Source organism: Nitrobacter sp., from assembly GCF_051535235.1.
Taxonomy (GTDB): domain Bacteria; phylum Pseudomonadota; class Alphaproteobacteria; order Rhizobiales; family Xanthobacteraceae; genus Nitrobacter.
This window is the reverse complement of the sequence record NZ_JBPPLZ010000002.1, coordinates 16,692-40,033: the sequence shown is the minus strand read 5'-3', so window position 1 is coordinate 40,033 and position 23,342 is coordinate 16,692. Positions and strand designations below refer to the sequence as shown.

The 23,342-nt window shown below is 63.6% G+C and carries 19 protein-coding genes and 1 riboswitch; of the genes, 12 read left to right on the top strand and 7 right to left on the bottom strand.

Annotation, left to right across the window (positions count from 1 at the left end):
- Window positions 1–4: 4 nt before the first annotated feature.
- The 10 genes from ACS3WA_RS02670 (at window position 5) to ACS3WA_RS02625 (ending at window position 9,871) form a co-directional block, all read left to right on the top strand.
- Window positions 5–1,537, top strand: a complete 1,533-nt coding sequence (locus ACS3WA_RS02670) for a flagellar hook-length control protein FliK (protein WP_438277028.1) — start codon at window positions 5–7, stop codon at window positions 1,535–1,537.
- A gap of 10 nt (window positions 1,538–1,547) precedes the next feature.
- On the top strand, window positions 1,548–2,240 hold the full coding sequence (locus ACS3WA_RS02665; RefSeq protein WP_438277027.1) for a flagellar hook assembly protein FlgD: 693 nt from the start codon (window positions 1,548–1,550) through the stop codon (window positions 2,238–2,240).
- Between the two features lie 205 nt (window positions 2,241–2,445).
- Window positions 2,446–2,721, top strand: a complete 276-nt coding sequence (sciP, locus tag ACS3WA_RS02660; RefSeq protein WP_002714638.1) for a CtrA inhibitor SciP — start codon at window positions 2,446–2,448, stop codon at window positions 2,719–2,721.
- A 175-nt stretch (window positions 2,722–2,896) separates the two neighbouring features.
- Window positions 2,897–4,516, top strand: a complete 1,620-nt coding sequence (fliF, locus tag ACS3WA_RS02655; protein ID WP_438277026.1) for a flagellar basal-body MS-ring/collar protein FliF — start codon at window positions 2,897–2,899, stop codon at window positions 4,514–4,516.
- A 6-nt stretch (window positions 4,517–4,522) separates the two neighbouring features.
- A complete protein-coding gene (gene fliG / locus ACS3WA_RS02650) occupies window positions 4,523–5,605 on the top strand; it encodes a flagellar motor switch protein FliG (protein ID WP_438277025.1) in 1,083 nt (360 codons plus the stop codon).
- On the top strand, window positions 5,605–6,231 hold the full coding sequence (locus tag ACS3WA_RS02645; RefSeq protein ID WP_438277024.1) for a FliH/SctL family protein: 627 nt from the start codon (window positions 5,605–5,607) through the stop codon (window positions 6,229–6,231). The genes fliG and ACS3WA_RS02645 overlap by 1 nt, the downstream gene beginning before the upstream one ends.
- Window positions 6,232–6,248: 17 nt before the next feature.
- Complete coding sequence (gene fliN / locus ACS3WA_RS02640; RefSeq protein ID WP_438277023.1) at window positions 6,249–6,599, top strand: flagellar motor switch protein FliN; 351 nt, start codon at window positions 6,249–6,251, stop codon at window positions 6,597–6,599.
- Between the two features lie 38 nt (window positions 6,600–6,637).
- Complete coding sequence (gene flbD / locus ACS3WA_RS02635; RefSeq protein WP_438277022.1) at window positions 6,638–8,017, top strand: sigma-54-dependent transcriptional regulator FlbD; 1,380 nt, start codon at window positions 6,638–6,640, stop codon at window positions 8,015–8,017.
- A gap of 165 nt (window positions 8,018–8,182) precedes the next feature.
- Entirely contained in the window at window positions 8,183–9,292 is a 1,110-nt protein-coding gene (locus ACS3WA_RS02630; protein ID WP_438277021.1) for an ATP-dependent DNA helicase, read from the top strand.
- Between the two features lie 216 nt (window positions 9,293–9,508).
- Window positions 9,509–9,871, top strand: coding sequence for a BA14K family protein (locus ACS3WA_RS02625; protein ID WP_438277020.1), 363 nt, complete (start codon window positions 9,509–9,511; stop codon window positions 9,869–9,871).
- A gap of 121 nt (window positions 9,872–9,992) precedes the next feature.
- Here ACS3WA_RS02625 and metB read toward each other — a convergent pair whose 3' ends face one another.
- The 4 genes from metB to clpB all read right to left on the bottom strand — a co-directional run bounded on the left by metB (window position 9,993) and on the right by clpB (window position 17,906).
- Window positions 9,993–11,177 carry a cystathionine gamma-synthase gene (gene metB, locus ACS3WA_RS02620; protein WP_438277019.1) on the bottom strand — a complete coding sequence of 395 codons (1,185 nt, stop codon included), beginning with the start codon at window positions 11,175–11,177 and terminating at the stop codon, window positions 9,993–9,995.
- Between the two features lie 122 nt (window positions 11,178–11,299).
- Window positions 11,300–13,030, bottom strand: a complete 1,731-nt coding sequence (locus ACS3WA_RS02615; protein ID WP_438277018.1) for an NADPH-dependent assimilatory sulfite reductase hemoprotein subunit — start codon at window positions 13,028–13,030, stop codon at window positions 11,300–11,302.
- A 10-nt stretch (window positions 13,031–13,040) separates the two neighbouring features.
- Window positions 13,041–14,876 (bottom strand): assimilatory sulfite reductase (NADPH) flavoprotein subunit, encoded by a 1,836-nt coding sequence (locus ACS3WA_RS02610; RefSeq protein ID WP_438277017.1) that lies wholly within the window; start codon window positions 14,874–14,876, stop codon window positions 13,041–13,043.
- Between the two features lie 393 nt (window positions 14,877–15,269).
- Window positions 15,270–17,906 (bottom strand): ATP-dependent chaperone ClpB, encoded by a 2,637-nt coding sequence (gene clpB, locus ACS3WA_RS02605; protein WP_438277016.1) that lies wholly within the window; start codon window positions 17,904–17,906, stop codon window positions 15,270–15,272.
- A 342-nt stretch (window positions 17,907–18,248) separates the two neighbouring features.
- Here clpB and ACS3WA_RS02600 point away from each other — a divergent pair, with 342 nt between their 5' ends.
- The gene (locus tag ACS3WA_RS02600; RefSeq protein WP_438277015.1) at window positions 18,249–19,034 is read left to right on the top strand and encodes an MOSC domain-containing protein; all 786 of its coding nucleotides are present in this window, start codon (window positions 18,249–18,251) and stop codon (window positions 19,032–19,034) included.
- A gap of 169 nt (window positions 19,035–19,203) precedes the next feature.
- Here ACS3WA_RS02600 and ACS3WA_RS02595 read toward each other — a convergent pair whose 3' ends face one another.
- The 3 genes from ACS3WA_RS02595 to metX all read right to left on the bottom strand — a co-directional run bounded on the left by ACS3WA_RS02595 (window position 19,204) and on the right by metX (window position 22,023).
- Window positions 19,204–19,797 (bottom strand): TIGR02594 family protein, encoded by a 594-nt coding sequence (locus ACS3WA_RS02595; RefSeq protein WP_438277014.1) that lies wholly within the window; start codon window positions 19,795–19,797, stop codon window positions 19,204–19,206.
- A gap of 341 nt (window positions 19,798–20,138) precedes the next feature.
- Complete coding sequence (gene metW / locus ACS3WA_RS02590) at window positions 20,139–20,822, bottom strand: methionine biosynthesis protein MetW (protein ID WP_438277013.1); 684 nt, start codon at window positions 20,820–20,822, stop codon at window positions 20,139–20,141.
- Between the two features lies 1 nt (window position 20,823).
- Complete coding sequence (metX, locus tag ACS3WA_RS02585) at window positions 20,824–22,023, bottom strand: homoserine O-acetyltransferase MetX (RefSeq protein WP_438277012.1); 1,200 nt, start codon at window positions 22,021–22,023, stop codon at window positions 20,824–20,826.
- Window positions 22,024–22,115: 92 nt separating this feature from the next.
- Window positions 22,116–22,195: riboswitch (SAM riboswitch) on the bottom strand.
- Between the two features lie 290 nt (window positions 22,196–22,485).
- Here metX and ACS3WA_RS02580 point away from each other — a divergent pair.
- Window positions 22,486–23,337: a chorismate mutase gene (locus ACS3WA_RS02580; RefSeq protein ID WP_438277011.1), complete on the top strand. Its 852-nt coding sequence runs from the start codon at window positions 22,486–22,488 to the stop codon at window positions 23,335–23,337.
- Window positions 23,338–23,342: the final 5 nt, after the last annotated feature.

Genomic DNA, 23,342 nt, shown 5'->3' with positions numbered 1-23,342 from the left:
GCCGATGGGGAACTCTTTTGAGGCCCTGGTCGACATCAGCGCACAGGCCTCGCAGGCTCCGGCCGCGCCCGCGTCGAATTGGTCCGATCAGCATGCCATGCGTCCCGAGCGGCTTTCCAACGCCTCCGCTCCAGACCGCACTGTGCCGATTGATAACAATGCACCGACACGTGGTTCCCAGCCATCATCCACCGCACAGCAAGCCAATTCGAGCGCGGAACCAGCCACCGGAGCTCAGAAGTCCGATGCCGGCACGAAGGCATCGAACGCCGGACACCACCATGGGACCAAACACAGAGATACCGAGGTCGCCGGGGACGCTTCCAATCCCGCGCTGACGACCCCGGACGTCACAACCACAGACGCGGGCACCTCACCGCAATTCGCGGTGGCGCCGGTTGCGGTCGCGGTTCCGGTCGCGACACCGGTGGCTGCGACACCATCGGCGGCTGCCGCGTCCGCCGCAACCGCAGCCACCGATTCGGCAAGCGCATCAACCGGAGCCGCCGGGGCCTCGGCTGCTGACGCCGCTTCCGCTAGTCAAGCCACGCTCGCGGACCCCGATTCCAGCCCGGCCGCGGATACGGCCGTTGCCGCAGCAGCATTCGTGAAAGAGGCGACAGTCCCGCCGGCTTCCCAGCAGGCCGCGCAGGCAACCGCCGTGCTGACCCTCGGAGCCGCGGTCGCCGCGGCGACACCGGCCACCGCGAAGGCGGGCACAAAGACAGCGGACAATGCGCAGCCGGCCAAGACGGCCGCGTCGGTCATGACCGGTCTCCAGCCTCCACCAACGACCTCGGATGCATCAGCGCCGTCAGCCGCCTCCGCGAGCCCGAACGCGCCGCACGACGCGACGGTCGGCGATCACAAGCATGATGCCGCCGCCAGCGACAGCACAAAGCCGGCCCCATCCGATGCCGGCACGCCCGCGACGCAGCAGGGAGCAGCAGCACCGCAGCATTCCGCCCAGGCGACCAACGCCAGCGCGGCTCAGCCGCAGCCCGACAACGGTCAACCGCAGGGCATCAATGGCGCCGTCGCGCAGCCGCAGGCGCAATCAACCGCCGCGCCAACGCCTGCAACGCCGCAGTACAATGTCGCGGTCGCCGCTGGCGCCGCTGTGCCGTTGAACGGACTGGCAGTCCAGATCGCGGTCACGGCACAAAGCGGCAAGAGCCGCTTCGAAATCCGGCTCGACCCCGCCGATTTGGGCCGCATCGATGTCCGCCTCGACGTCGACCGTCAGGGCCGGGTCACATCTCATCTGACCGTCGAGAAGCCGGAAACGCTCGCGATGCTGCGGCAGGACGCGCCGCAACTCCAGCGCGCGCTGCAGGACGCGGGCCTGAAGACCGGCGACGGCGGCCTGCAGTTCAGCCTGCGCGATCAATCCTCGCAGGGTCAGACCCCGCGCGACGATACCGGCCGCAATGCGCAGCGCCTGATCGTGACCGAAGACAACGTCGTTCCGGCGGCGGCGGGACGAAGCTATGGCCGGGTGCTCGGATCGAGCGGCGGCCTCGATATCAGGGTTTAGGGAGACGGACATGACGAGTTCAGTGGGTTCCGCGGTTCAGCAGGTGGTGTCGGGCACGACGCCGTTGCCCGCCTCCTCCTCCAGCTCTGCAGCATCGAGCAACAACGGTACGCTGGCCGGCAACTTCCAGACCTTCCTGACGCTGCTGACGACGCAGTTGCAGAACCAGAATCCGCTCGATCCGCTGGATACCAATCAGTTCACCCAGCAACTCGTCCAGTTCGCCGGCGTCGAGCAGCAGTTGAAGACGAACGACCAGCTCGCCAGTCTCGTTTCCCTGCAGCAAACGACTCAGGCGACGCAGGCGCTGGACTTCGTCGGAAAGAATGCCGTCGTCGACGGCAGCACCGCCACCATGACCAACAGCGCGGCGACCTGGCAGCTCAGCGTCCCGGCCGCCTCCACCCTCACCGTCAACATCGCCAACAGCACCGGTCAGAATGTTTTCTCCGGCTCCTACGGCGTCAATGCCGGCGACAATCAGGTTTTCTCCTGGAACGGCCTCGGCAACGACGGCACGCAATGGCCCGACGGCAAATACACGCTGACGACGACGGCGGCGGATGCGTCCGGTAATCCGGTCATGGTCTCGACGCAGATTCAGGGTCAGGTCAATTCCGTCGATCTGACCCAATCGCCGCCGCTGCTGTCGATCGGCGGCCAGACCTACACCATCAGCCAGATCAAGCGCATCGTGAACTGACCGGCGCGGCTCGTGCCTGGCCGACCGGAACCTATCTTTCTGCCCCTATTCGAGTGGTTTCGCGCGTCCGGGACCGCTACCCGGCGTCGTTCCAAAACAGTCTTTTCAAGGAGAATCGTATTGAAGCCTTGGGCTTAGGCAAATTTTAAGTCGCAAGGCGTAGCTTCCTCGGCGAGTTCAGTGGTTTAGAGTTTGTGAGTACGCCATGACAGAACCCCATCGCCCGAGGGTGAAATACGTCATCGGGCCCGACGGAAGCCCGTTAACGATCGCCGATCTGCCGGCGCCCGGCACCAAGCGGTGGGTAATCCGCCGCAAGGCCGAGGTCGTTGCCGCGGTTCGCGGCGGATTGCTCTCCCTCGAGGAGGCTTGCAGCCGCTATACGTTGACGGTTGACGAATTCCTGTCCTGGCAGTTCTCGATCGACCAGCACGGCCTTGCCGGTTTGCGCACCACGCGAATCCAGCAATATCGCCAGTAAGACACGTCCAGATTAGCGCGAATTCTCGGAAAACCGGCCTCCTTCTGGAGACCGGTTTTTTGTCATTGAGCAATTTCGTCACGGGTCTTAACCGTCGTTAACCATATCGAAACCATACCATAGGCAATAATTGCCGAGTCGGCCTTTCCGCGGGCCGGGTCAAGGGGCTGGTTCGTTGCAGGGGCTGCTGGCATTTCTGAAAGGCCTGGGTGCGTCACGGTTGATGGCGATGGTCGCCGTCACCGCCGTGCTGATCGGCTTCTTCGCGTTCGTCATCATGCGCGTCACCGCCCCGCAGATGACGACTCTCTTTACCGACCTCAGCGTCGAGGACTCCTCCGGAATCATCAAGGACCTCGAACGTCAGGCGATTCCCTACGAGTTGCGCAACGACGGCGCCGTCATCATGGTGCCGAAGGACAAAGTGACGCGGCTGCGGATGAAACTCGCCGAGGCGGGACTGCCCAAGGGCGGCGGGGTCGGCTATGAGATCTTCGACAAATCCGACGCGCTCGGCACCACGAGCTTCGTCCAGAACATCAATCGCCTGCGCGCGCTGGAAGGCGAACTCGCCCGCACCATCCGCGCCATAGATCGCGTCCAGGACGCCCGCGTCCATCTGGTGCTGCCCGAGCGGCCGCTGTTCTCGCGCGAAGCACCGCAGCCATCCGCCTCGATCGTGCTGCGCGTCCGCGGCGGCCTCGAGCCGCAGCAGATCCGTGCCATCCGCCATCTCGTTGCCTCGGCCGTCAACGGACTGAAGCCGCAGCGGGTGTCCATCGTGGACGAAGCTGGCCAGTTGCTTGCCGACGGCTCGAACACCGATGCCGACGGCGTGACCGGAGACGAGCGGCGCGCGGCATTCGAGAAGCGCATGCGCAATCAGGTCGAGACCATCGTGTCGTCGGTGGTCGGAAGCGGCAGGGCGCGCGTCGAGCTCTCCGCCGACTTCGACTACAACAAGATCACCCAGACCTCGGACAAGTTCGATCCGGAAGGCCGGGTGCTGCGATCCAGCCAGACCCGCGAGGAATCCTCCGTCACCGCCGACAACAACGGCCAGGTCACGGTCAACAACGAGCTGCCCGGCACTCAGCAATCGGACACGACAAACCCTGCTCGCGACCAGAGCAAGAAGAGCGAAGAGACCAACAACTACGAAATCTCCCGCACCACCAAGACCGAGGTGACCGAAGCCGGCCGCGTCAATCGCATCTCGGTCGCCGTTCTCGTCGATGGCACCTATACCAAGGACGACAAGGGCCAGATGGTCTACGCCGAGCGCAGCAAGGATCAGCTCAACCGCATCGCCACGCTGGTGCGCTCAGCCATCGGCTTCGACCAGAAGCGCGGCGATCAGGTCGAGGTCGTCAACCTCAGATTCGCCGAGCCGCCCGCTGTCGCGCCGCTCGCTGAACCGGCCGGTTTGCTGGGAATGCTGCAATTCACGAAAGACGACGTGATGTACGTCATCGAACTCTTGGTCATGATGCTGCTCGGCCTCGTGGTGACGTTCATGGTGATCCGGCCGCTGGTCCGCCGTATCCTGGCGTCGGATCCGCCGCCGCCCAGCCCGCCGTCCGCGCTCCCGGCTCCGTCCGAGGCCAATGCCCAGGCCGCCCCATCCGGGCAAAATCTGGTTCCCGGCAACAACGCCACCGCTCAGTTGATCGACGTTGCCCAGGTGCAGGGCCAGGTTCACGCCCAGTCGGTGCATCGGGTCGGCGAACTGGCCGATCGCAATCCTGCCGAAACCGCTTCCATCATCCGTCAATGGCTAGCCGAGCCCGCGTGATCCGACATGGCCGTACCTCAAACAACCAATGCAAACGATATCGCCAGCGTCGTCGCCTCGCTTGCGAGTCGTCAGAGCAACCGTCCCAAGTCCAAGCCAATGAGCGGGCCGAGACGGGCGGCCGTGATGATGCTGGCGCTGGGCGAGCAATACGGCGGCAAGGTCTGGGCGATGCTGGACGACGACGAGGTCCGCGATCTGTCGCTGGCGATGTCCACTCTCGGCACGGTCGAGGCCGATGTGGTCGAAGACCTGCTGCTCGAATTCGTCTCGCGGATGTCGGCGTCGGGCGCCCTGATGGGCAACTTCGATGCGACGGAGCGGCTGCTGAACCAGTATCTTCCCAACGACCGGGTGAGCGGAATCATGGATGAGATCCGGGGACCGGCTGGCCGCAACATGTGGGAAAAGCTGTCCAACGTTCCGGAGGAGGTTCTCGCGAACTATCTCAAGAACGAATATCCGCAGACCATCGCCGTCGTGCTGTCGAAGCTGAAACCCGAGCACGCCGCGCGGGTGCTCGCCATCCTGCCCGAGGACATGGCGCTCGACGTGGTCGGCCGCATGCTCAAGATGGAAGCGGTGCAGAAGGAAGTCATCGAGCGCGTCGAGCAGACGCTGCGCAGCGAATTCATGTCCAACCTGTCGCAGACACGCCGCCGCGACGCCCATGAGGTGATGGCCGAAATCTTCAACAATTTCGACCGCCAGACCGAGACCCGTTTCATCACCGCGCTGGAAGAAGAGAACAGGGAGTCCGCCGAACGCATCAAGGCGCTGATGTTCACCTTCGACGATCTGGTGAAGCTCGATGCCGGCTCCGCGCAGACCCTGATGCGCCACGTCGACAAGGACAAGCTCGGCATCGCGCTGAAGAGCGCCAACGAGGAGGTGCGCGCCTTCTTCATGGGCAACATGTCGTCGCGCGCCGCCAAGATGCTGATGGACGACATGGCCGCGCTTGGGCCGGTCCGGTTGCGCGATGTCGACGAGGCGCAGGCGCTGCTGGTGAATCTCGCCAAGGATCTCGCCGCCAAGGGCGAAATCATGCTGTCGAAAAACCGCGCCGACGACGAACTGGTGTACTGATGGGCGCTCCGGCAAAATTCCTGTTCGATACGGACTTCTCGGTTTCGCATAAATCCAACGAGCGTGCGCCGACGACCCAGGAGATCGCGCAGCAGATCGCGGCCGCGGAATCCCGGGCATATCAGAACGGGTTCGACGCCGCGCAGCGCGAGGCCAGGGTGCAGAGCGACCGCCGCATCGCGCTGGCAATCGAGAACATTTCCGCTGACGTCAGGGCAATCGCCCAAAGCGTCGCGGGGGTCGAAGCGCGGATGGAGACCGAGGCGGTCGACGTCGCCGTCGCCGTCGCGCGCAAATTGTGCAGCGAGTTGATCGCCGCTGAACCCTTGACGGAAATCGCCGCGCTGGTCAGCGACAGTTTCCGGCATCTGGTGTCCACACCGCATCTCGTGGTGCGGATCAACGATCAACTCTACGACACGGCGCGCGAGCAGATTGAGCGCATCGCCAAACAAAACGGGTTTACCGGACAACTCGTCATCCTCGCCGAACCCGACATCGAGACCGGCGACTGCCGGATCGAGTGGGCCGATGGCGGGATTGTGCTGGAACGCGCGGCCATCGATGCCAGGATCGACGAACTGGTGCGTGGCTACATGGCTCGCAAATCGAATGGCAACACCTGAGGGCATGGGGACGAACAATGAGCGATAACGACACCCAGGTGCCGCTTCCCGACCTCAATGCCGCCGATGCGCCGGCGGACGATGACGTCGGATACAGCGAGGACGAGCAGGTTTCGCGGGTCGCGTCCGATCTCGAGGCAGTGTTCGACGTTCCGGTCCAGGTGTCCGCCGTGCTCGGCCGTTCAAGGATGGACGTCGGCGCGCTCCTCAAGCTCGGGCCCGGCAGCGTTCTGGAACTCGACCGGCGAGTCGGCGAGGCCATCGACATCTACGTCAACAACAGGCTTGTGGCGCGCGGCGAGGTCGTTCTCGTGGAGGACAAGCTCGGCGTGACCATGACCGAAATCATCAAGGCCGAGAAAGCCTGACGCCCGCCGCGAGCCGGGACACATCACAGGAGCAGATCATGCGGCTTCTCATCGTTGGCACACTGAAGGGCCAGCTCACGACCGCCACCAAGATCGCCATGGACAATGGCGCCTCGGTCACCCACGCCGACGGCAACGACCAGGCCATGGCCGTGCTTCGCGGCGGCAAGGGTGCCGATCTCCTTCTGGTCGATGTCGATCTCGACATACGCGCCCTCGTCATGCGGCTCGAGGCGGAACACATTCACGTGCCGATCGTCGCCTGCGGCATCACCAGCGACGCGCGAGCGGCCGTCGCCGCGATCCATGCGGGCGCCAAGGAATACATCCCGCTGCCGCCGGATCCGGAACTGATCGCCGCGGTGCTCGCCGCCGTGGCGAACGATTCCCGCGATCTCATCTACCGCGACGAGGTAATGGCCCGGGTCATCAAGCTGGCGCAGCAGATCGCCGGCTCCGACGCCTCGATCATGATCACCGGGGAATCCGGCACCGGCAAGGAAGTGCTGGCGCGCTATGTCCATACCCGCTCGAACCGCGCCAAGCGGCCGTTCATCTCGATCAATTGCGCGGCGATCCCGGAGCATCTTCTGGAATCCGAACTGTTCGGTCATGAGAAGGGCGCGTTCACCGGCGCAGTCGCGCGCCGCATCGGCAAATTCGAGGAAGCCACCGGCGGCACGCTGCTGCTCGACGAAATTTCCGAGATGGACGTTCGGCTGCAATCGAAGCTCCTGCGCGCCATCCAGGAGCGCGTGATCGATCGGGTCGGCGGCACGCGGCCGGTGCCGGTCGACATCCGCATCATCGCGACCTCGAACCGCAACCTTGCGGACGCCGTGCGTGAGGGGAGCTTCCGCGAGGACCTGCTGTTCCGCCTCAACGTCGTGAACCTGAAGATCCCGCCGCTGCGCGAGCGTCCCGCCGACATTCTCGAACTGGCGCAGCATTTCGCAAAGAAATATGCCGAAGCCAACGGCCTGCCGGTACGTTCGCTGTCGACTGATGCGCGGCGCGTGCTGACGACGAACCGCTGGCAAGGCAATGTCCGCGAGTTGGAGAACACCATTCACCGCGCGGTCTTGATGACAAGCGACGACGAGATCGGCGCCGACGCGATCCTGACGCCCGACGGCGACCGTCTCGACCTGGCGAAGACCGCGCCCGCCGTCGCCCATGCCACGCTCGCCGCCGAGCAGGTGACGCGGGCGTTGGTCGGCCGCACCGTCGCCGACGTCGAACGTGACCTGATTCTCGAAACGCTGAAGCATTGCCTCGGCAACCGGACCCATGCCGCGAACATTCTCGGCATCTCGATCCGGACGCTGCGCAACAAGCTCAACGAATATGCCGACGGCGGTATCCCGATCACGCCTCCCGGCAGCGGCGATCATCGCGCATTCGTTCCGACGGTCTGAGCACCCTTCCCGCTTTCGGTGCGGAAGCGAAGCGGCGCTTAAACGCAAGGGCAACAGGCGTTCCACCGCACCGAGGGAACGCATCTTGCGCCGGCCTCGCGAATGGTTAGGTTTCGACCATCGAGTCGCGGCACCGCTTCGGGGCTCTGTCAGCGTCGGGACCCCATGACCTCCTTTACGCCGCATCAGGACACAGCGCTGAAAGCCGTCGCCGACTGGCTGAAAGCCAAACCCGGCAAAGGCAGCACGCCGCAGGTGTTCCGCCTGTTCGGCTATGCCGGCACCGGCAAGACCACGTTGGCGCGCCACATCGCCGATGGCGTCGACGGCGAGGTCAAGTTCGCGGCCTTCACCGGCAAGGCCGCGCTGGTGATGCGCAACAAGGGCTGCGACAGTGCTTCGACGATTCACTCGCTGATCTATCGCGCCCGCGAATCCGGCGAGGAGCAGCCGAGTTTTGAATTGTGGGACGATGCGCCCGCCTCCAAGGCCAAGCTCATCGTGATCGATGAGTGCTCCATGGTCGACGCCGAACTCGGCCGCGACCTGATGTCGTTCGACTGTCCGCTGCTGGTGCTGGGAGATCCCGCGCAACTGCCGCCGATCCAGGGCGGCGGCTTCTTCACCAGCGCCGATCCGGACGCGATGCTGACCGAGGTTCACCGTCAGGCTCAGGACGACCCGATCGTGCGCATGTCGATGGACGTCCGCGAGGGCCGCGATCTCGACATCGGCCGCTACGGCGAAAGCGAGGTTGTGGCGCGCGGCGAGCTCGATCCCGCACGCGTGATGAACGCCGACCAGGTGCTGGTCGGCCGCAACAACACCCGCCGTTCCTACAACATGCGATTCCGCCAACGGCAGAACATCGAGGATCCGCTGCCGGTGGCCGGCGACAAACTGGTCTGCCTGCGCAACAACCGCAAGAAAGCGCTGTTCAACGGCGGCCTGTGGCGCGTGAAGTCGCGAGCGGCCTCGAAATCGAAAATCATCACGATGCGGCTCTCCCCTGATGAAGAATTCGCGCACAAGGTGACGAAAGTTTCGGTGCGGCAGGACTGCTTCGCTGGCGGTATCGAAGACATTCCGTGGGAGCAGCGCAAGCCCTACGACGAGTTCGACTACGGCTATGTCCTGACGGTGCACAAGTCACAGGGCTCGCAATGGGACGACGTGGTGCTGTTCGACGAAAGTTTCGCGTTTCAGGACAGCCGCGCGCGCTGGCTCTACACCGGCATCACCCGCGCCGCGAAGCGGCTGAGCGTCGTGGTGTAGCGGGCCGTCGGTGGAGCCTTCCCGCCTCTGACGCAATCAGGAGAGAGACTTTGTCTTTTTTGATCTTTTTTGTTTAACACATTTCTTCACGCGAGCCGGCAGCCCATCCATCCCCACCCCTTGCTATTCCGGCCGCTCGCGTCAATCTGACGCCTCGCCAATCACGGCGTCTTGACCAAATATCCGGTCCCGATCCTGCCATTGAGGAGATTGACCATGCGATCGAAGATCATGTTAGCGGCATTGCTCGCCGGCTCCGTAGCGTTCACCTTTTCCGTGCCGGCGACGTCGGCACCGCTCATGGGCCAGTCCGATATGAGCAAGGCGGCTCCGTCCTCGATCGAAGCTGTTCAATATTATGGACATCACCATCACCATCGCCACTATCATGGTGGAGGCGGCGGCGCCGGGGCGTTGATCGGCGGCCTGGCGGCAGGCGCCATTATCGGCGGCGCAATCGCTGCCGGTCAGGCCAACGCACAACAGAACGCGGCCTATTGCGCGCAGCGCTTCCGCTCCTACGATCCGGCCTCCGGAACATATCTTGGCTTGGACGGCTACCGTCATTCCTGTCCGTAAGCGACAGAATTTTCGGCACACGATCGTGCCGACACATTCGAGCCGTTTGACGCGGAGCCCGTCGGCTCCGCGTTTTTTTACAAGCGGATTTTTGGCCTGCAGCCGTCTACGACGTGACCGTTCAGGCGTTCGCTTTTGAACGAGCCGCCGCATCGATTTCGGCAAGAGCCCGGTCCAGATCGGTGATCAAATCGGCGGTATCCTCCAGGCCGATTGAAAGCCGGATGAGACCGTTCGTGATGCCGGCGGCCTTGCGCGCTTCCTCCGACATGCTGGCATGGGTCATCGTCGCGGGATGAGCCACCAGGCTCTCGGTGCCGCCGAGCGACTCCGCGAGACTGAAAAGCCGAACGGCCTCGACAAAGCGGGCAGCCGCCGCGCCGCTTCCTTTCAGTTCGAAGCTGAGCATCGCGCCAAAGCCGGATTGCTGAGCCTTGGCGACAGCATGGCCCGGATGCGTGGGCAACCCCGGATAATGGCACGCGGCAACAAGAGGATGTTTGATCAGAAACTCAGCGACCGCCTGCGCGCTGCGCTGCTGCCACTCCATGCGCGGAAACAACGTGCGGATACCGCGAAGCGCCAGATAGGAATCGAACGGCGCCCCCGTCGTGCCGACGATATTGGCCCAGGCTGCCAGCGCCTCGGCATCAGCGGCATCGGCTGCGATCACGGCGCCGCCGACCATGTCCGAGTGGCCGTTGAGATATTTCGTGGTCGAGTGAATGACGAAATCAGCCCCGAGCGCAATGGGGCGCTGCAGAGCGGGCGACAGAAATGTGTTGTCGACGGCGACCTTGGCGCCGGCCGCTCTTGCCTGCGCGACAATCGCCCGGATGTCGACGATGCGCATCAGAGGATTGCTCGGAGTTTCGATCAGCACAAGCCTGGGCTTTTTCTGGAACGCCGCAGTCAGCGCGGCGGGATCATTCTGATCGACAAAGGCCACCTTGAAGTGGCCGCGGTCGCGGCGGTTCACCAGCAAGCGGTGGGTACCGCCGTAACAGTCGTGCGGCGCAATCACGATCTCATCGCGCGACAATTGCGACAGCACCAGATCGATCGCGGCCATACCCGAGGACACTACCACCGCGCCGGCGCCGCCTTCGAGCTTGGCGAGAGTGTCGGCCAGCAGCGTGCGGGTGGGGTTGCTGGTACGGGTATATTCGTGCGGGCCGCTGCGCCCGAAGCCGGGCCAGGTGAACGTGCTCGACAGACAGATTGACGGCGTCACCGCGCCGACGTTATCCTCGGTCGCGATGCCGTTTGCGGCCGCGACCGTTTTCAGGTTCGTAGATTCGGACATGATGTTCGTGGACTTTCGATGAAATGCGGCAACCGCACATCCCGTCCGGGGAGCCGCGACATGCCGACCGCGACATATTTAAAGAGCTTCAGCCGAAATATAAATGGGCCGGCGCGGCCCATTTAGTCGTTGAAGAACCGCCCTTCCTTGACCTCCGCGACGTAGCCGGCGCGAATGGCAAAGTCGCCGAAATGTTCGCCCGGCTTGCGCTCGCGGGCATAGTGGCCGAGCGTCTTGTCCAGCGCTTCGAGGATCGCGGGCTCGCCGACATTCTCCAGATACATCTTGTTGAGGCGCTCGCCGTGGAAGCCGCCGCCGAGATAAAGATTGTATTTGCCGGGAGCGCGGCCAGTCAGGCCGATCTCGGCGATGTAGGGTCGCGCGCAACCGTTCGGGCAGCCGGTCATGCGGATGGTAATCGGGTCATCCTTGAGCCCGTGCGTATTAAGAATGGCCTCGATCCGGGTGACGAGATCGGGCAGATAGCGCTCGCTTTCGGCCATAGCCAGACCGCAGGTCGGAAGCGCGACGCAGGCCATCGAATTGAGGCGCAGTCCGCTGCGCGTCTCGAACTGGTCGAGACCATATTGCTTCATCAGCGCCTCGATAGCCGGCCGATCCTCTGGGGCGATGTCGGAAATGATGAGATTCTGGTTCGGCGTGACGCGGAACATGCCCTTGTGGACCTGCGCGATGGCGCGCAAGCCGTCCATCATCGGAAAGTCGGGCGTGTTGATGACGCGGCCGTTCTGGATGAACAGGATGCAATGCTCGCGGCCGTCCTCGCCCTTGACCCAGCCGAGCGGATCGCCGTTCGAGGTGAAGGTGTAGGGCTCCGCAGGCTTGAGCGCGAAGCCGAGCCGGCGCTCGGTCTCAGCCTTGATCCAGTCAAGTCCCTTTTCGTCGATGGTATACTTGAAGCGGGCGTGCAGCCGGTCAAGCCGGTCGCCGTAGTCGCGCTGCACCGACATCACCGCGTCGATCGTCGGAAACAGCTTGTCGGCGTCGATGTAGCCGATGACGGTGGCGAGACGCGGATAGGTTTTTGGCGACTGATCGGTCCGGCCAAGGCCGCCGCCGATGGCGACGTTGAAGCCCTTCAGCTTGCCGCGTCGCGCGATGGCGATGAAGCCGAGATCCTGGCCGTAGACGTCGATGTCGTTGCTCGGCGGAATCGCGAAGCCGATCTTGAACTTCCGCGGCATATAGGTGCGGCCGTAGAACGGCTCCTCGGGACCATCCGTTTCCTCGCGCTCGGCGTCGTACCAGATTTCCTTGTAGGCGCCCGTTCGATGGACGGCGTGATCGCTCGCGCGCTTGGCCAGAGCGTAAACCTCGGCGTGCAGTTTCGAAAAGTCGGGATTGACCGTGCACATCACGCCACGGGTATCGTCGCCGCAGGCGGCTTTGGTGTCGAGCAGAACGTCGCGCAGTCCCTGTAGCAGGCTGCGCAGGTTGTGCTTCATGACACGGTGAAACTGGAACGTCTGACGCGTGGTCAGCCGCAGCGTGTCGCCCCCGTAGTTGCGCGCCAACTCGTCGAGCTTCAGCCACTGGCCGGGACTGCAGACGCCGCCCGGCAGCCGCACGCGCGCCATGAATGAGAACGCCGCTTCCAATTTCTGACGTCGACGCTCGTCGCGGATGTCGCGGTCATCCTGCTGATAGATGCCGAAGAACTTCATCAGCTTGGCGTCGTTGGCCGTCACCGCCGACGTGATCTCGTCGGCCAGGCTCTGCTTGATCGTGCCGCGCAGATAGTCGCTGTTGGCCTTCAGCGTTTCGTCCGGCCCGAGCTTGTCGAGGGGTTGGGAAACGTCGCGGCTGCGATCAGGCTCCGCCTTCACATCCATCAAACTGGCCTCAATACACGTCGAGCCGGTAGCGGCGATCGCGCTGCAGCGCGGAGAGATAGGCGCCCGCCTCGTCGCGATCGAGACCACCGTGTTCGGCAACGATATCGGTGAGCGCCGCATGGACATCGGGCGCCATGTGCGCGCTGTCGCCGCAGACGTAAAGATATGCGCCTTCCTCCAGCCACGCATAGACATCGCGGCCTTGGCGGCGCAGGCGATCCTGCACGTAGGTCTTCGGCGCGGCATCGCGCGAGAAGGCGAGATCGAGCCGGCTCAGCACGCCGTTCTTCACCAGTTCCTGCCACTCCACCTGATAGAGGAAGTCGCTGCGGAAATTGCGTTCGCCGAAGAACAGCCAGGAGCGGCCGGATGCACCGCGGGCTTCGCGCTCCTGCATGAAAGCACGATACGGCGCCACGCCGGTGCCCGCGCCGATCATCAGGATCGGCACATCGTCGTTCGGCAGATGGAAATGGTCGTTGGACTGGACATAGACCGGAATCGTGGCATCCGCCTCGGTGCGCGCGGCGAGATAGCCGGAAGCGACGCCGGCGCGCGGCAGGTCGTGCATCATGTAACGCACGGTGCTGACCGTGAGATGGACTTCGTCCGGCGCCGCGGCAAGGCTCGAGGAGATCGAGTAGAGCCGCGGCTGCAACGGCCGAAGACCGGCGACGAATTGCGCGGCATCGATGCCGGACGCCGGAAAGCGGCTGACGACATCAAGAATATGGTGGTTGTGCTGGAACGCCGCGCGGGCCTCTTTCTGATCGGGCGCACGCAACGCCTGAAGCTCGGCGGCGCCCGTGATGTCGGCCCAATGGTCGAGAAAACGCGGCGTCAGCGCCGTGATCTCGAAGGTCGCGCTCAGCGCCTCTCTGAGGTTTGTCGTTGTCTGCTTCACCGTCACCGGTGCATCGGCCGGCAGCGACAGCTTCTCCAGCACAGCCTCGACAAGCGCCGGGTCGTTGCGCGGCACGATGCCGAGCGCGTCGCCAGGCTGATAGGTCAGGCTGGAATCCGCCAGCGACAACTCGATATGGCGGGTCTCCTTGGTCGACCCGCGCCCGGTCAGCACGATGTTGTCGATGACCGCGGCCTGAAACGGATGCTTCTTGTCGAATGTCGCGGACGCCGGCTCACGGACCTGCGCGGCGCCCGCCGATGCCGGGATAGATCGCGCAGTCTGCGCGGCCGGCGTGAGGCTGGCGACCCTGGCCGCAATCCAGGCCTCTGCAGCGTCTTCATAATCGACGTCGCAGTCGACGCGATCAGCAAGTCGCTGCGCGCCCAGTTCCTCGAGCCGCCGGTCGACCCGCTTACCTGCCTCGCAATATTTTTCGTAGGTCGAATCGCCCAGCGCCAGCACCGCATAGCGCAACTGCGGCAATTTGGGCGCCTTGCGGCTTTCCAGAAATTCGAAGAACCCTACCGCGGTCTGCGGTGCATCGCCCTCGCCATGGGTGCTGGCGATGATGAGCATGTCCTGCTCGTCCTTGAGGCCACGCATCTTGTAGTCCGCCATGTCGGCGAGGCGGGCCTCGATGCCCTTCGCCTTCGCCCTCTCAACGAGCGTTTTGGCCAGAGCCTTGCTGTTTCCCGTCTCGCTGGCGAACAGCACCGTCAAAAGCCGCGTCGCGGGAGCCGTGAGAGTGCTCTGCGAGGGCGGCGCAAGCTCCGCGACATCCGATGCAGCGGCGCCGATACGCGCACGATTGCTGAGACCCGCGAAATAGCCGCTGATCCAGATCGCCTGTTCATGACTGAGCGACGTCGCAAGCTGGTTGACCTGCGTCCATTGATCCGTCGTGAGAGCTGATCCTGGAAATTCCAATTTTGTCATTGCAAGCAAACCTCGGGAACGAACCGCCGCCCGCCGCGATTTGCGCTTCACAGGTCGGGTCGAGCCGCTGAACGAACAGAATCTGTCGCGCCATTTTCGACAGTCCGGCTTCTTGATTAGGTCCGGTTTGGCAGAGAAAACAATGCGTTATTGAAAAAAAGAATATTACCCTTCGCCGAACGCCGGCAGCGAAACGAATATTCCGCCTGTGTACCCATTTTTAGCATTGCGGGAGAGTGGTCGGGGCGCAGGGAATCGGCGCTGGCGCGTCGGCCCTTTTACACGGCGTTAATGCTGTAAAGCACGATCACGCCACCGGCGCGAAGGGGATGGTCGCGCTTTCCGCACGCGGCATCTTCCCGCGATGCAGGAAGGGGCCGCGTGCGGTGGCGCTCAGTGCAGCTTGCGCTTCGACACGCGCGGTTCGAACGGCTCGATGTTCGCGCGCTGCGGCGCTTCGCCGTTGAACGTGAGCATGCCGTCTTTCGCCGAAATCGCGACATGATCGCCATCGTGAATCTTGCCCGCCAGGATCATTTCGGCGAGCGGATCCTGCACATCGCGCTGGATCACCCGCTTGAGCGGGCGCGCGCCATAGGCAGGATCCCAGCCCTTCTCGGCCAGCTTGTCGCGCGCGGCCGCATCGAGATCGAGCACGATCTTGCGGTCTTCCAGCAGCTTTTGCAGCCGGGCGAACTGGATTTCCACGATCCTTCCCATCTCGCTCTTCTGCAGCCGATGGAACAGGATGATCTCATCGACGCGATTGAGGAATTCAGGACGGAAATGCGCGCGCACCGTTTCCATCACCTGCTCGCGCACCGCGCCGGTGTCCTCTCCCTCGGGCTGGTTCACCAGGAAATCCGAACCGAGATTCGACGTCATGATGATCAGGGTGTTGCGGAAATCCACCGTGCGGCCCTGACCGTCGGTCAGGCGGCCGTCATCCAGCACCTGCAGCAGCACGTTGAACACGTCCGGATGCGCCTTCTCGATCTCATCGAACAGCACCACTTGATAAGGCCGCCGCCGTACCGCTTCCGTCAGCGCACCGCCTTCGTCGTAACCGACATAGCCGGGAGGCGCGCCGATCAGCCGCGCCACCGAGTGCTTCTCCATGTATTCGGACATGTCGATGCGAACCATCGCGGTTTCATCATCGAACAGATAGGCGGCGAGCGCCTTGGTCAGCTCGGTCTTGCCGACGCCGGTGGGCCCTAAGAACATGAACGAACCCATCGGACGGTTTGGATCCTGCAAGCCGGCACGGGCGCGCCGCACCGCGGTCGCAACCGCGCGCACGGCCTCGGATTGTCCCACGACACGCGCCGCGAGACTCTCTTCCATCCGCAGCAGCTTTTCCTTCTCGCCCTCCAGCATCTTGTCGACGGGAACGCCGGTCCAGCGCGACACCACCTGAGCGATGTTATCCGCCGTTACCGTTTCATTCATCATCGTATTGCTTTCGGAGGCCTCGATGCTCTCCAGACGCTTTTCGAGTTCGGGAATCCGACCGTAGGCCAGCTCGCCGGCTTTCTGGTATTCGCCGCTACGCTGCGCGTTGGCGAGTTCGATCCGCGCCTGATCCAGCTCGCTTTTGAGCCTGGCCGCATCCGACAACTTGTTCTTCTCGGCGTTCCAGCGCGAGGTCAGATCGGCCGAGCGCTTCTCCAGATCGACGAGCTCCTTCTCGAGATTCTCGAGACGCGTCCTGGAGCCGGCATCGTTCTCCTTTTTCAGCGCCTCCTGCTCGATCTTCAGCCGCACGATCTCGCGGTCGAGCGAGTCGAGTTCTTCCGGCTTGGAATCGACCTGCATCTTCAGCCGCGCCGCCGCCTCATCAACCAGATCGATCGCCTTGTCCGGCAGGAAGCGGTCGGTGATATAACGGTGGGACAACGTGGCGGCCGCGACCAGCGCCGAGTCGGCGATACGAACGCCATGATGCTGCTCGTACTTGTCCTTCAGCCCGCGCAGGATCGAGACGGTATCCTCCACGGTCGGCTCGGACACGAAGATCGGCTGGAAGCGCCGCGCCAGCGCCGCGTCCTTTTCGACATGCTTGCGGTATTCGTCGAGCGTGGTCGCGCCGACGCAGTGCAATTCGCCGCGCGCCAGCGCCGGCTTCAGTAGGTTCGATGCATCCATGGCGCCATCGGCCTTGCCCGCGCCGATCAGCGTGTGCATCTCGTCGATGAACAGGATGATGCCGCCGGCGGCCGACGTCACTTCCTGCAACACCGCCTTGAGTCGCTCCTCGAACTCGCCGCGGTATTTCGCCCCGGCGATCAGCGATCCCAGATCGAGCGCCAGCAGCTTCTTGTCCTTGAGACTTTCCGGCACGTCGCCGTTGACGATGCGCAGCGCCAGGCCTTCCGCGATGGCGGTCTTGCCGACGCCGGGCTCGCCGATCAGCACCGGATTGTTCTTGGTGCGCCGGGACAGCACCTGGATGGTGCGGCGAATTTCCTCGTCGCGGCCGATTACCGGATCGAGCTTGCCGTCGCGCGCCGCTTGCGTCAGGTCGCGGGCATATTTCTTCAGCGCGTCATAAGCATTTTCCGCGGTGGCGCTGTCCGCCGTGCGCCCCTTGCGCAGCGCGTTGATCGCGGCGTTGAGGTTCTGCGGCGTGACGCCGCCGTCCTTCAGGATCTTGCCGGCATCGCTGTCCTTGTCGACCAACAGCGCCTGCAGCAGCCGCTCCACCGTGACGAAACTGTCGCCCGCCTTCTCGGCGGCCTGCTCGGCGGCATCGAACGCGCGCGCCGTTGCCGGCGCCAGATAGATCTGGCCCGCGCCGGCGCCGGATACCTTCGGCATCTTGTTGAGCGCGGCTTCGGTCGCCTTCAGGATCGCGCGCGAATTGCCGCCGGCGCGATCGATCAGGCCTCCCGCCAGACCTTCGCTGTCGTCGAGCAATACTTTCAGAATGTGCAGCGGCGTGAATTGCTGGTGGCCTTCGCGCGCCGCGAGCGACTGCGCCGACTGGATGAAGCCGCGCACCCGCTCGGTATATTTTTCAATGTTCATGGGATCTCCCTCAGCCTGTCGTCCCTGCCCCGAAGGCACAGAAGCGGCATCTTCATTGGGTATTGGATTTCCGCTGGCCGCATTGACGTTCCTCAACCGGCAACGGTCGGCGCGCCGGATCGTCGATCCGGCTTGTGGCAAATGTAGGAATACGCTCCCAGGAAATGAAGGGTAACGGCGCTGATTTTGGACCTCCGTTTCCAACGGAGCAGAAGCGGATCTCAATGATTTTGATTTGACGCGTTTCTTCAAGCGAACCGGCATTCCTCTTCGGGTCAGGCCGCCACGCTTCAAACGCTGGAAGCCAATGGCATCGCCGGTCCGAATCCCTTAAAGAACCCTATGTCTGCCGTCCCCGATGCGGCCGTAGCCGCTCTTTACCGTTATCCCGTCAAGGGCCTGTCCGCCGAGCCCTTGCCCTCTGCGATCCTGAGCCCCGGCAAGACCATTCCGGGCGACCGCAGCTACGCCATCGAGAACGGCCCCACCGGTTTCGACCCGGCCGCGCCTCGATATTTTCCCAAGTCCCGTTTCCTGATGCTGATGCGCGACGAGCGGCTCGCCGCGCTCCGCAGCCGCTACGACGATGCCAGCCGGACCCTCACCATCGGCGTCAATGGCGAAGAGGCGGTGCGCGCCGACCTCGGAACGGCCGAGGGCCGCGCCGCGGTCGAACGGTTCTTCGGCGCAAACTTCGCCGAGGAACTCAAGGGACCGCCGAAGCTTCTCGTCGGCAACGGACACAGCTTCTCCGACGTCGCAAGGAAGGTGGTCTCGATCATCAACCTCAGCAGCGTAGCCGCCATCGAGACAATGGTCGGGCAACCGGTTCACCCGCTGCGCTTCCGCGCCAATCTTTACGTCCGCGGTTGGCCTGCCTGGAGCGAACTCGACCTGCTCGAGCGCACGCTCGCGATTGGCGACGTCCGCCTCAAGGTCGTCAAACGCATTGTCCGATGTACGGCCACCAACGTCGACCCCGAGACGGCAGTTCGCGATCTCGACATTCCGCGCACGCTGATGCGAACGCTGGGGCATTGCGATTGCGGGATCTATGCCGAAGTCGTCACCGGCGGTACGGTCAGGATCGACGACAAGGTCGAAACGCTGCGGGAATCGCTCTTGTAGGCCGAGAAATCGGTTCGCCTCAGGATGAAGGCGCACCGACGCAATCGGTTTTGAAATCCCTGCCGACGAGAATGGGAGGGGATTGCGCCGATGCGTGTCCTGCCCATCCGGTTCACCGCGGCCCCTTCCCCGTATTGAAGGGAAGGGGCGGCAGCGGGACTCACATGCCTCAGTTGGGCACGACGTAGGCGTAGATGCGGCCACGTGGATAGACCGCCTCCGCGACGCGATGGCCGTGGTTGCCCGAAACGATAATGGGATTGCCACGCCGATCCACACCGCTGACGACACCGACATGGCCGCCACCACGCCGACCCATGACGGCGATGGCGCCAACCTGCGGGCCGGAGACCCGCCGTCCGTAATGTGCGAACGAACTCGCCATGTCCGAGCCGGTCCCCTGATGCCCGGAGCGTTTCAGAACCATGTTCATGAAGCGGGCGCACCAGAGCCGGCTGCGGCCGGTCGGATTGCCGCCGATGTAGCGGCGAGCTTCGGCGACGATATTCGAAACGAAACCGCCGCCCGAGAAACCGGTTTCTTCGGCACCCTGTGAGGTGTGACGGTATCTGTGATGGTAATGGCGATGCCGGTGGTGGTGGCGGGCGTAATGATGATGCTTGTGGTGATGAACGTGCGCGTGATGTCCCGCGCGATGATGAGGCCTTGCCGAGGCCGGCGCCGCAAATGCAACGACCGCCAGGAAACCAACCGCCAGTGCCAAGATACGCGGCAGCCGGCGCAACGCAACTAACTGAAACATACTTGCTCCCCTGTAACACCTCCCACTTCCCCCCACGCTTCACGGTAAATCCGCGATTATGTTGTGACGGGAAAACGCGGCGCTTTGAAACCACGGGAGTTAGGGATTTGGAAGTCATACCTGGGTTGCGTTTAACGCATATCAGCAATGCAGTTGGGTGCGGCCGGTCCTTAAATTTATGTAACTATCTGTTTTATAATTATAATTTCTTCCTGTGGAGAGCCGGATCACAGGATTGACGAATCTCATCACGCTCCCGATGTCGTACCGAATCGGAGAGCTTCGCGAGGCCTTGTCGCATTGGTTAAAAAAGCGATAACGCCGTCCGCGCTACCTGACGGTTATCTGGTCTTCTCCGCCCGGCTGAGCAGAAACACGCCCTGCTCCCCGAACATGTTCCAGAACCACCACGGCGCGTTGAAGCGCAGCGGCCGCCCGTAAAGATCGAGTGCGACCGCACGCTCCATCTTGACGTTGATCTCGTCACAGAGCTGGACGAAATCCTTGATCGTGCAGAAATGGATGTTCGGCGTGTCATACCATGTCGCCGGCAGGTTCTCCGTACGCGGCATGTGGCCGCCGACAAGCAATTGAACCCGCATCTTCCAGTAGCCGAAATTCGGAAACGACACGATGGCGCGACGGCCGATCCGCAGCAGATTTTCCAGCACCACTCTCGGCTGCCGCGTGGCTTGCAAGGTCTGCGAGAGGATGACGTAGTCGAAGGCGTCGTCGGGGTAGTTGACGAGATCGGTATCGGCATCGCCCTGCACCACAGCGAGCCCCTTGGCGACGCAGCGATTGACGCCCTCGCGCGACAGTTCGATGCCGCGGCCGTCGACGCCGCGGGTCTCGAGCAGTTGCAGGAGGTCGCCGTCGCCGCAGCCGACGTCCAGGACCTTCGAGTTGGGCTCGATCATCTCGGCCAGCAGGAGATGGTCGCCGCGATAACGGCCTTTTTGACGATAGCGCTTCCGGGACGGCGCGCTGTCATCCAGTGGCAGGGTGGGTTGCGGTGCGCTCATCTCACTCCCCTGCCGCCGTCAGCCCGTGGCTATCGCCTGCCGATTCCAGGAACGCGCGCGCGATGTCGAAAAATTCGGGAACGTCGAGCAGGAAGGCGTCGTGGCCGCGATCGGTTTCGATCTCCGCGAACGAGACCCGTGCCCCGCCGGCATTGAGTGCATGGACGGTGGCGCGAGATTCCGATGTCGGGAATAACCAGTCGCTCGTGAAGGAGACCACGCAGAAACGGGTCCGGGTACCGCGGAATGCGGCGGCGAGCACGCCGTCATGGTCGGCAGCGATGTCGAAATAGTCCATGGCCCGCGTCAGGTAGAGATAGCTGTTGGCATCGAAGCGCTCGACGAAAGACGATCCCTGGTGGCGCAGGTAGCTCTCTACCTGAAAGTCCGCGTCGAAGGAAAACGTCGGCAGCTCGCGGTCCTGCATCCGGCGTCCGAATTTGCGATGCAGCGCCGCGTCCGACAGATAAGTAATGTGCGCGGCCATCCGCGCCACGCCGAGGCCCCGGTGCGGATGGGTGCCCTGCTCGACATAGCGGCCGTCGCGCCAGTCGGGATCGGCCATGACAGCCTGCCGCCCCAACTCGTGAAACGCGATGTTCTGCGCGGAGTGGCGCGTGCTGCACGCGATCGGCAGCGCCGAGAACACGCGCCGCGGATAGGCCGCGCACCATTGCAGCACCTGCATGCCGCCCATCGAGCCGCCGACCACGGAAAACAACGTGTCGATGCCGAGCCGATCGATCAGCATCGCCTGCGCGCGCACCATGTCGGGGATGGTGATGACGGGAAAGTCCAGCCCCCACACCGCTCCGGTCGCTGGATTGGTCGAGGCGGGGCCGGTCGAACCCATGCAGCCGCCGATCACGTTGCTACAGATGATGAAGTACCTGTCGGTGTCGAGCGGCTTGCCGGGCCCAACCAGCGTCACCCACCAACCCGGTTTGCCGGTGACCGGATGAACGTTGGCGACATGCTGATCGCCGGTCAGCGCATGGCAGATCAGAATGGCGTTTGATTTTCCGGCATTGAGCTTGCCGTAGGTCTGATAGGCGATCTGGAACGGCGCGAGATCGATGCCGCAATCGAGCCGCAGCGGCTGGTCGCTGCCGAACGTCGCAACCTGCGAGGTGGGATGGTCCGCCTCCAGGGCTCGATCCTCGGCGGGAGCCGGGCCCGGTATCGATTGCACGTTTACCATCCTGCTACTGACCTCCGCCCGCGGCTTCGAGAAACCGCCAGACCGCAGGCCATAAAAAACCCGGCCTGAACATGGGTTCGGCCGGGATCAGGATTTTGCTGTCCCCGGCCTGTTTAGCGAGTTGTTTAACGTGGCTGCAAGCCGGCCGGCTCAAATGACCACGGAACTCACGAAAACTAATCCCGCATGCGGTTTTCGTCAAGACAAGCTGCGCTTCCCGACGAAAGTGCTTGCGTCGAGGGCAAGGTTTTCTTTGCTTTCGTGCGCCTACTTTCCTATCAATGCGGCCGCTGGTGGGAATTCATTTACATTCGCGACCCGCTATTTGCCGAAGAACCCGAATTCGCCGAGGGACCGGCGCAACTGTCCTTTAGCGTCGGGGCTTCGCAAAAAGGCGCCCCCTGAAACGGGATGGGAATGGCAGAACCGGTAGCCGCCCGTTCGCGGCCGACAAGTGGCATCATGACCAAAGCACCGCCCGCGCCACCTTCCTTGCAGGAACTGCGCAAAGAGATCGACGCCATCGACGAGCAGGTTCATGGCCTGCTGATGCGGCGCGGCGACATCATCGACCGCCTGATCTCGGTGAAGCAGACCCAGGAAGTCGGCTCCGCGTTCCGCCCGGCGCGCGAAGCCGACATGATGCGCCGCCTGGCGCAGCGTCACCGCGGCATCCTGCCGCTCGACACCGTCGAGAGCATCTGGCGCGTCATCATCTCGACCTTCACCTATGTGCAGGCGCCGTTCTCGCTGCACGCCGACCTGTCGCTTGGCGAATCCGCGATGCGGGATTCCGCGCGCTTCCATTTCGGCTTCACGGTGCCGTTCGTGCCGCATTTCAGCGCGCAGGCCGCCGTCGAAGCCGTCGCCAACTCGAAGGGCGACCTTGCGCTTGTTTCGGCGACATCGAGCCGTGCGCCGTGGTGGCTCGCGCTCGAAGCCGACGGCGCGCCGAAGATCATCGCCCGGCTTCCTTTCATCGAGCGCGCCGACCATCCGGCCGCGCTGCCGGTGTTCGTGGTCTCGCGCGTCGCCGACGATGCACGGGTGACCGAAGTGGAGACATGGAGCGTGCGCGTCTCCGGCTGGAACGCCGATACCGCCCGCACGCTGTCGCCGCTCGCCGAGATCGTGGCCGTGCCCGATGCCGCCTTCGACGGCGCCGCGCTGCTGGTGTCGGTGACGAAAGACATCGGCTTCGAGGCGATCAAAACGGCGCTGTTCGAGGCCGGCGCGTCGGTCCGTTCGACGGCCCTCGTCGGCAGCCACGCAACGCGCTATACGATGCCTTCCAGCGGGGCGGCTCGCCCGTAACCTCG